Source organism: Klebsiella sp. RC2, from assembly GCF_014192815.1.
Classification (GTDB): domain Bacteria; phylum Pseudomonadota; class Gammaproteobacteria; order Enterobacterales; family Enterobacteriaceae; genus Klebsiella; species Klebsiella variicola.
Map to the genome: position 1 here is coordinate 391938 of NZ_JACHYL010000006.1, position 9309 is coordinate 401246.

The 9309-nt window shown below is 57.6% G+C and carries 7 protein-coding genes and 1 rRNA gene; 4 read left to right on the top strand and 4 right to left on the bottom strand.

Annotation, left to right across the window (positions count from 1 at the left end; all coding sequences use genetic code 11):
- Window positions 1-114 precede the first annotated feature (114 nt).
- Window positions 115-1122: a tryptophan--tRNA ligase gene (trpS, locus tag FHW76_RS20065; protein ID WP_032740388.1), complete on the top strand. Its 1008-nt coding sequence runs from the start codon at window positions 115-117 to the stop codon at window positions 1120-1122.
- 48 nt (window positions 1123-1170) lie between these two features.
- On the opposite strand, the gene FHW76_RS20070 is transcribed toward trpS, so the two are convergent.
- Window positions 1171-2565 carry a diguanylate cyclase gene (locus tag FHW76_RS20070; protein WP_012542993.1) on the bottom strand — a complete coding sequence of 465 codons (1395 nt, stop codon included), beginning with the start codon at window positions 2563-2565 and terminating at the stop codon, window positions 1171-1173.
- A gap of 403 nt (window positions 2566-2968) precedes the next feature.
- On the opposite strand from FHW76_RS20070, the gene FHW76_RS20075 reads away from it, so the two are divergent.
- From FHW76_RS20075 to FHW76_RS20085, 3 genes are read left to right on the top strand one after another with little or no spacing between them, the layout of a single operon-like run.
- On the top strand, window positions 2969-4036 hold the full coding sequence (locus FHW76_RS20075; protein ID WP_012542994.1) for an HlyD family secretion protein: 1068 nt from the start codon (window positions 2969-2971) through the stop codon (window positions 4034-4036).
- Complete coding sequence (gene rbbA / locus FHW76_RS20080; protein ID WP_183476916.1) at window positions 4033-6777, top strand: ribosome-associated ATPase/putative transporter RbbA; 2745 nt, start codon at window positions 4033-4035, stop codon at window positions 6775-6777. The genes FHW76_RS20075 and rbbA overlap by 4 nt, the downstream gene beginning before the upstream one ends.
- Complete coding sequence (locus FHW76_RS20085) at window positions 6777-7901, top strand: ABC transporter permease (protein ID WP_012542996.1); 1125 nt, start codon at window positions 6777-6779, stop codon at window positions 7899-7901. The genes rbbA and FHW76_RS20085 overlap by 1 nt, the downstream gene beginning before the upstream one ends.
- Before the next feature lie 40 nt (window positions 7902-7941).
- Here FHW76_RS20085 and FHW76_RS20090 read toward each other — a convergent pair whose 3' ends face one another.
- From FHW76_RS20090 to rrf, 3 genes are all read right to left on the bottom strand, one after another.
- Entirely contained in the window at window positions 7942-8259 is a 318-nt protein-coding gene (locus tag FHW76_RS20090) for a hypothetical protein (protein WP_012969041.1), read from the bottom strand.
- A gap of 323 nt (window positions 8260-8582) precedes the next feature.
- Window positions 8583-8858: a DUF2574 family protein gene (locus tag FHW76_RS20095; RefSeq protein ID WP_012542998.1), complete on the bottom strand. Its 276-nt coding sequence runs from the start codon at window positions 8856-8858 to the stop codon at window positions 8583-8585.
- A 362-nt stretch (window positions 8859-9220) separates the two neighbouring features.
- A 5S ribosomal RNA gene (gene rrf / locus FHW76_RS20100) occupies window positions 9221-9309 on the bottom strand; the annotation flags it as partial.

Genomic DNA, 9309 nt, shown 5'->3' on the forward strand with positions numbered 1-9309 from the left:
GGCTGCCTGCATAACAGGCGGCACGATACACGTTTCCATTTTCAAAGCCGCCGGAAGGCGGCTTTGGTGTTTTCAGGACGTCTTTCGGCTGAACAGTCTGATAAGGAGTCCCTGATGAACCATTCGCAAACCATCCTCACCGGCGACCGCCCGACCGGCCAGCTGCATCTTGGCCACTACGTCGGCTCGCTGCGCCAGCGCGTCGCGCTGCAGCACGACCACCAGCAGTTTATCCTGATCGCCGACCTGCAAGGGCTCACCGATAACGGCAGCAACCCGCAAAAAATCAGCCACCATATCCTCGAAGTCATGGCCGATTATCTGGCCGTCGGCATCGACCCCAGGCTCACCACTATTTGCCTGCAGTCCGCTCTGCCCGCGCTGGCGGAGCTCAGCGCGCTGTATATGAATATCGTCACCGTCGCCCGCGTGGAACGTAATCCGACGGTCAAAAATGAGATTGCCCAAAAGGGATTCGCCCGTTCGCTGCCAGTGGGCTTTCTTGCCTATCCGATTAGCCAGGCGGCCGATATCACCGCCTTCAAGGCCGAGCTGGTGCCGGTGGGTGACGATCAGCTACCGATGATTGAGCAGACCAACGAGATCGTCCACAAGATGAATAGCCTCACCGGCGAGCCGGTGCTGCGCCACTGCAAGGCGCTACTCAGCGAAGTGAGCCGCCTGCCGGGCGTCGACGGTAATGCCAAAATGTCGAAATCGCTGGGCAATACGCTGACGTTATCGGCCAGTGAAGAGGAGATCCACCGCGCGGTCAGCGCGATGTATACCGACCCGACGCACCTGAGAGTCAGCGATCCGGGACATGTCGACGGCAACGTGGTGTTCACCTATCTCGACGCTTTCCATAGCGATAAGGCGCTGGTGGCAGAGATGAAAGCCCACTATCAGCGCGGCGGGCTGGGCGATCGCCAGTGTAAGAATGAACTGGAAACCTGCTTGCAGGAACTACTGGCGCCGATCCGCGAACGCCGGGCTACCTATATTCAGGATAAAGGGATGCTGCTTGAGCTGCTGCGCCAGGGCAGCGAACGCGCCCACCAGCTCACGCAGCAGACGCTGCATGAAGTGAAGCGCGGGCTGGGGCTGCCGGTGCTGTTCTGAGTTTCAGAGCCCTTCCCCGGTCGCGCTACGCTTACCGGGGCTACGGTTTTATCCCCCGCCTTTGTGCATCTTCACGCAGTTGCGCCCCTCGCGCTTGGCGGCATACAGCGCGTTATCGGCGTCGCGCAGCAGCAGGTTGTAATCGGGGTGACCGGTGTGGGCGGCAAAGCCAATGCTGGCGGTGATGGGGATCTGCGTGTCGCCGCCAACGTTAAACGCCAGCTGGCCAATCTTTTTGCGCAGACGTTCAAGGAGAGGGAAAGCCTCTGCCGCGCGGGTCTCCACCAGCACCAGCAGAAACTCCTCGCCGCCGTAGCGGAAGAGATAGTCGCTGGAGCGAATATTATCGCTGAGCAGATCGGCTACGTGCTTAATGGCGCGGTCGCCGACCATATGGCCCCATTTGTCATTGATCTCTTTAAAGAAATCAATATCGATAATCGCTACCGTCAGCGGCAGGTCATACTCAATCGCCAGGGTGACTTCATGCTTGAGCACCACCGGCAGATAGCGACGGTTAAGCAGGCTGGTTAGCGCGTCTTTGCCATTTTGCATCTGCGACAGACTACTGAACAATACCCCCAGCTGGCTGCTGATGTGCTGGCAATGGATATGGATCTTTTGCAGCAGGCTCTGAGTATTTTTATAACCAGCATCCTGTTCCGCGGTACGCCATTCGGTAATCAACGCATCCACCTGACCGATCAACTCAGTAATCTCCCCCATCTGCGGATTGTGGTTAAAATAGCGAACGCATTTATGGCGAAACCACAAACCAAATTCGGATTCAGATAATAACGTTGCGTTAAGGTCCGTCCTGTTCTCACTGACGATATTAAAAATCGCACTATTTTCCCAACCCGAAAGCGATGCCTGCTGCTTGCCATACTCCATCGGGACGTTATCCATCAGGCTGTACAGACGAAAAGCTTCTTCATTTTTGGTAGCCCGATAATGCGACAGCGTATAGGCGTGACACATCATCTCCACCGCCATATTCATCGCCATGATCGCGTAATGGATAGCCGCTATCCCGGTGTCCCGCGCGACCTGGCTGTCACGAATCGCCTCCACCAGCCCGGATTTTATCTGCCGCGCGCCGCGCAGCACCGCCTCTGCCGGGATGCCAATCCGCGAATGAATGCTGCCGATCTGATACTGGCGCTCCGCAAGAGCCTGAAGATCCTCTTTTTCACAGGTCAGGATCTGCTGTACCCATCCCGCCAGAGAGCGGCTCAGACGTTCCTCAACCAGCTCATAAGAGAGGTGCCTGGCGATATCCGGATCCTGAAAAATAAAATCGTAAAAGCGGGTCGCTAACATCGACGATCGCTCATCAGCCATTTTTTTAAGCAATGCACGGACGTCCGGCGTCAGGCTGTCATACAGCGGTAGCCATTCCTTAAAAATCACGGCGATATATTTTTGGCTTTCTTCATTCATGAAATTAAAGCACTCGTCGGATGTTTCTTAATGCCAGGAGCGGAATCATATCGTAGTTACCGGGGGGCAACCAGATAACAAAACAGGCGCCCTGTTTTCGCGGTTTTATCCTGACATTGGGGATTTCTGTTAACGCACCGACAAGACCATGCACTTCGTATGGACAACATCGCCACGAATGTTACTATCGCGATGACGGTAGCTCTCACTATGCGTGTTTCATTAAGGCCTGGATCGCTGATGATGACCACATAAGTAGCACAGCGATCGGCTGCGCATCGACGCGGCAGAGCGCGGCGTCAGCGGCCTTTATCCCCACCTTTTCGTCCCTCGCAAGGAGGACGCTCCGCTCGGCGGAGGAAACACGCGCACCACTCAGCAAAGGGAATCAAGCGAGTCGCGTATGGACAAAATAAAGAAACGTTGGGCAGGGTATCTTGTCGGCTTACTGGTGGTGCTCGCCGCCGCCGCATGGTGGCTGCTGCGCCCGCCAGGTCTCCCGGACGGTTTTGCCAGTAGCAACGGCCGAATCGAAGCCACCGAAGTCGATATTGCCAGTAAAATCGCCGGGCGTATCGACACGATTTTGGTCAAAGAGGGCCAGTTTGTGCGTCAGGGAGAAGTCCTCGCGAGGATGGATACTCGCGTACTGAACGAGCAGCGTCTTGAAGCCGCCGCACAAATCAAGGAGGCGGAAAGCGCGGTGCTCGCCGCCAGAGCCTTGCTCGATCAGCGGCAGAGTGAAATGCGCGCCAGCGAAGCAGTGGTGAAGCAGCGCCAGGCGGAGCTGGATTCCTCGGCGAAACGCCATGTCCGCTCGAATGCCCTGTCGCAGCGCGGCGCCGTCTCCGCCCAGCAGCTGGATGACGACCGCGCGGCAGCAGAGAGTGCCCGCGCGGCGCTGGAATCGGCAAAAGCCCAGGTCTCTGCCGCCCGCGCCGCCATCGAAGCTGCCCGCACCAGCATTATTCAGGCGCAAACCCGCGTCGAAGCCGCCCAGGCGACCGAACGGCGGATCCTTGCCGATATTGACGATAGCGAGCTGAAAGCACCCCGTGATGGCCGCATTCAGTATCGCGTCGCTGAGCCAGGCGAAGTCCTGGCCGCCGGTGGCCGGGTGCTGAATATGGTCGATCTCGCCGATGTCTATATGACCTTCTTTCTGCCAACCGAACAGGCTGGCCTGCTGGCGCTCGGCAGCGAAGCGCGCTTGATCCTTGATGCCGCGCCGGATCTGGTGATCCCAGCCAACATCAGCTTTGTCGCCAGCGTCGCCCAGTTCACGCCGAAAACGGTAGAAACCAGCGACGAGCGCCTTAAGCTGATGTTCCGCGTCAAAGCGCGCATCCCGCCGGAGCTGCTGACGCAGCATCTGGAGTATGTCAAAACCGGCCTGCCCGGCATGGCTTACGTGCGGGTGGATAAACAACAACCCTGGCCTGAGGCGCTAACGGTGAGGTTGCCGCAATGAAACTGACGCCGCAGGATACCTCGCCCCCCGTCGCCCTGCTGGAACACGTTGGCCAGCAGTTTGGCGCCACCATCGCGCTGCGGGATATCAGCCTGGCGATCCCGGCACGGCGTATGGTTGGTCTGATTGGCCCGGACGGCGTCGGCAAATCGAGTCTGCTCTCGCTGATCGCCGGGGCACGGGCCATTGAACAGGGTAACGTGATGGTGCTTGGCGGCGATATGCGTGATGTGCATCACCGCCGCGACGTGTGCCCGAAAATCGCGTGGATGCCACAGGGGCTGGGGAAAAACCTCTATCACACCCTCTCGGTGTATGAAAACGTCGACTTCTTCGCCCGCCTGTTCGGCCACGATAAAGCCGAGCGCGAACTGCGTATCAACGAGCTGCTGCAGAGCACCGGGCTGGCGCCGTTTCGCGATCGCCCCGCCGGAAAACTCTCCGGTGGGATGAAGCAAAAGCTCGGCCTGTGCTGCGCGCTGATCCATGACCCTCAATTACTGATCCTCGATGAACCGACCACCGGCGTCGACCCGCTTTCCCGGGCGCAGTTCTGGGAGCTTATCGACAGTATTCGCCAGCGCCAACCGGATATGAGCGTGCTGGTCGCTACCGCCTACATGGAAGAGGCCGAGCGCTTTGACTGGCTGGTGGCGATGAATGCCGGCGAGGTGCTGGCGACCGGCAGCGCCGCGGAGCTCAAAGCCCAGACCGGCAGCCAGACCCTGGAGCAGGCGTTTATCGCCCTGCTGCCGGAAGCGCAACGTCAGGCGCATAAGGCGGTAATTATCCCGCCGCGCGACGACCGTGAGGAAGAGATCGCTATCGAAGCGCGCGGCCTGACCATGCGCTTCGGCAACTTTGTTGCCGTCGACCACGTTAACTTTCGCATCGCCCGCGGCGAAATCTTTGGCTTCCTTGGATCTAACGGCTGCGGCAAATCCACCACCATGAAGATGCTCACCGGCCTGCTGCCCGCCAGCGAAGGTGAAGCCTGGCTGTTCGGCCAGCCGGTCGACCCGAAGGATATCGCCACCCGCCAGCGGGTGGGCTATATGTCACAGGCCTTTTCGCTCTATAGCGAACTGAGCGTTCGGCAAAACCTCGAGCTGCACGCCCGCCTGTTTCATATCCCGGACGACGAAATAGCCCACCGGGTCGCTGAGATGAGCGAGCGCTTTATGCTGACCGAGGTTAAAGACGCGCTTCCCGCCGATCTGCCGCTGGGGATCCGTCAGCGCCTGTCGTTAGCGGTGGCGGTCATCCACCGCCCGGAGATGCTGATCCTCGATGAGCCGACCTCCGGCGTCGACCCGGTGGCGCGCGATATGTTCTGGCAGCTGATGGTAGACCTGGCGCGCCAGGATCGCGTTACTATATTTATCTCCACCCACTTTATGAATGAGGCGGAACGCTGCGATCGCATCTCCCTGATGCACGCTGGCAAGGTGCTGGCCAGCGATACGCCGCAGGCGCTGGTTGAGCAGCGCGGCTGCGCCAGCCTCGAAGCGGCGTTTATCGCCTGGCTTAAAGAGGCCCAACCGTCCTCTCTAGTACCAGAGGACCCCACGTCTGCTGTCGCATCGCATTCGGAACACACGGCCCCACGGCAGGCCTTCAGTCTACGCCGCCTGTTTAGCTACAGCCGCCGCGAGGCGCTGGAGCTGCGCCGCGATCCGGTGCGATCGACGCTGGCGCTGCTGGGGACGGTGATCCTGATGTTTATCATGGGTTATGGGATCAGCATGGACGTTGAGGATCTGCGCTTTGCCGTACTCGACCGCGACCAAACCCTCAGCAGCCAGGGCTGGTCGCAGAACATAGCCGGTTCACGCTACTTTATCGAGCAGGCGCCACTGCACAGCTATGACGAACTGGACCGCCGGATGCGTGACGGCGAACTGGCGGTGGCAATAGAGATCCCGCCGAACTTTGGTCGCGATATCGCCCGCGGCACACCGGTGCAAATCGGCGTCTGGGTGGACGGCGCGATGCCCAACCGCGCGGAAACCGTGCGCGGGTACGTGCAGGCGATGCATCTCGCCTGGCTGCAGGAGATGGCTGGCCGGCAGAGCAGCCCACAGCGCGATACCTCGCTCATCTCCATCGAGACCCGCTATCGCTATAATCCGGACGTGAAGAGCCTGCCGGCCATCGTCCCGGCGGTGATCCCGCTGCTGCTGATGATGATCCCGGCGATGCTCAGCGCCCTGAGCGTAGTCCGTGAGAAAGAGCTCGGATCGATTATCAACTTGTACGTGACGCCAACCACCCGCAGCGAATTCCTGCTCGGCAAGCAGCTGCCTTACATCGTACTGGGGATGTTTAACTTCTTCCTGCTGTGCGCGCTGTCGGTCTTTGTCTTTGGCGTCGCGCATAAGGGCAGCTTCCTGACGCTGACCCTGGCGGCGCTGCTGTATGTCACCATCGCCACCGGTCTGGGGCTGCTGATCTCAACCTTTATGAAGAGCCAAATCGCCGCCATCTTCGGTACCGCGATCATTACGCTGATCCCGGCAACCCAGTTCTCCGGGATGATCGATCCGGTGGCGTCGCTGGAAGGGCCCGGGCGCTGGATCGGGCAAATTTATCCGACCAGCCACTTCCTGACTATCGCTCGCGGCACCTTCTCCAAAGCGCTGAATCTCAGCGATTTGTGGGGCTCGTTCATTCCGCTATTGATTGCGGTGCCGCTGGTGCTCGGGCTGAGCGTGCTGCTGCTGAAGAAACAGGAGGAATGATGCGCGGATTACGCAATATTTATAATCTTGGCGTCAAAGAGCTGCGCAGCCTGCTCGGCGATAAAGCGATGCTGGCGCTGATCGTGTTTGCGTTTACCGTGTCGGTGTACTCCTCGGCCACGGTGATGCCCGGTTCGCTGCACCTGGCGCCGATCGCGGTTGCTGATATGGATAAATCCCAGCTCTCTTCACGCATTATTAACGCTTTCTACCGTCCCTGGTTTCTCGAGCCGGAGCTGATCACCGCTGATGAGATGGACGCCGGGCTGGATGCCGGGCGCTACACTTTCGCCATCAACATCCCGCCTAACTTCCAGCGCGATGTGCTGGCCGGTCGGCAGCCGGAAATCCAGGTCAACGTCGACGCCACGCGCATGAGCCAGGCCTTTACCGGTAACGGCTATATCCAGAATATTATCAGTGGCGAAGTCAACAGCTTTGTCGCCCGTTATCGGGATAACAGCGTACTGCCGGTAGAGCTGGCGGTAAGGATGCGTTTTAACCCTAACCTTGAGCAGGAGCGCTTTGGCGCGGTGATGGCGATCATCAATAACATCACCATGCTGGCGATCGTCCTCACCGGTTCGGCGCTGATCCGCGAGCGGGAACATGGCACCATAGAGCACTTGTTGGTGATGCCAGTAACGCCGTTTGAAATCATGATGGCCAAGATCTGGTCGATGGGCCTGGTGGTGCTGGTGGTCTCCGGGTTGTCGCTGATACTGATGGTGCAGGGGATTTTGCAGGTGCCCATTGAGGGGTCGATTCCCCTGTTTATGCTGGGGGTGGCGCTCAGCCTGTTCGCCACGACCTCAATCGGCATTTTTATGGGCACCCTCGCCCGCTCGATGCCGCAGCTGGGGCTGCTGATGATTCTGGTGCTGCTGCCGCTGCAGATGCTTTCCGGCGGATCCACGCCGCGGGAAAGTATGCCGCAGCTGGTACAGGATATTATGTTGACCATGCCGACCACCCACTTCGTCAGTCTGGCGCAGGCGATACTGTACCGTGGCGCCAGCTTTGCCATCGTCTGGCCGCAGTTCTTAACCTTGCTGGCTATCGGCGGGGTGTTCTTTACTATCGCGTTGCTGCGTTTTCGTAAGACTATTGGCGAGATGGCGTAAGGGCTTAAGAAGGGCCGTCGACTTACGGCGGCCCAGGGATTTATTTGTGGCGGTTCATAAAGCGACGTAAACCCCAGGTGAAGGCCATCGCCATACTAAACAGGATAAACAATAAGACAATCCAGCTGATGGAGATGCGCAGCAGCGTGCCGGGGGTCATAAACGGCTGCAGATAAACGGTGAAGGACTGGGCGGGTGATTTCCCCAGCAGTTCATAAACGTTATCCATAAGCCATACGCCGACCCGGCAGAACAGCCAGATAATCGCTGGCCAGCAGAGCAGCACCAGAAAGGTAAAGCGCTCCTGAATGTAAGTGAAGAGCTGGCGCAGTGGCGACCAGTTAAGCAGGATTTTCATTTCTATTCTCATATTGCCAGCCGATAACCTGCATATGTCTCGCAAGGTATTTCGGGCAGCATCCATACAGGCAATCATCCCCCTTTGTATAACAAATTTTCCGCCATATAAACCAGATCAAGTTAACAAAGTGTTAATGATGTAGCTCATTAAGACAAAAACAGGGAAGAAGCATACTGTTTGGCACAATACATCCGGGAGCGAAGTATTCAGTCACGGAAATATTTTTTCTGAATCGTAAGTGCGTTATTTTGCGGGAGGAAGAGGCAGCGCCATTATTTTACCGAGGCACAATAAAATGGCGCTGAAATAGAGAGATCATATTAATCGTAACTACTAATAATTATTTTCCGACTTGCATCATCCGGTAAATTCACCGTCCGCGTGATCACGCCGCGAGCATTCGTCACGCTATTTTGCGAAGCAATAAGATAGGTATTCTTTCCGCAACGCTGCTGAGGTTGTTTATTGACGATATCGGTACTGCAGGTTTCTGAAACCACCCGCCCGGAGAGCGTTAATGTGGCGGTATCAGCAGCAAACAGAGGTAAGCTTAGTCCATAAGCGAAAGCCAGAATCCCAATTAGCGGTTTTTTCATTGAATTTATAACCAGTTAACAGGATGAGAAATAAGCGAGTTGCTTTCTATTTTTCTCCCTCGGGAGAGATGATGCGTTGATTCATCACGCAGGGAATATAATCCATATAATTAATAAGGACAATTCCAGGATAACCTATTAATGTGATAGGTATTACTGATGTTAACGAACCCGGCGGTCGGGCCGGATGTTTCCCCGGAGGCGGTGCTGCGCACCTTGTCCGGGCTACAGGTCGTGCAGGGCGGGTGCGAATCCGTAGCCCCGGTAAGCGCAGCGCCACCGGGGAGACATACCGGCACGCTGCCCGGTCCACAGAAACGCAAAAAGCCCATCCGTAAGGATGGGCTCTTCACTTGTTTGATGCCTGGCAGTTCCCTACTCTCACATGGGGAGACCCCACACTACCATCGGCGCTACGGCGTTTCACTTCTGAGTTCGGCATGGGGTCAGG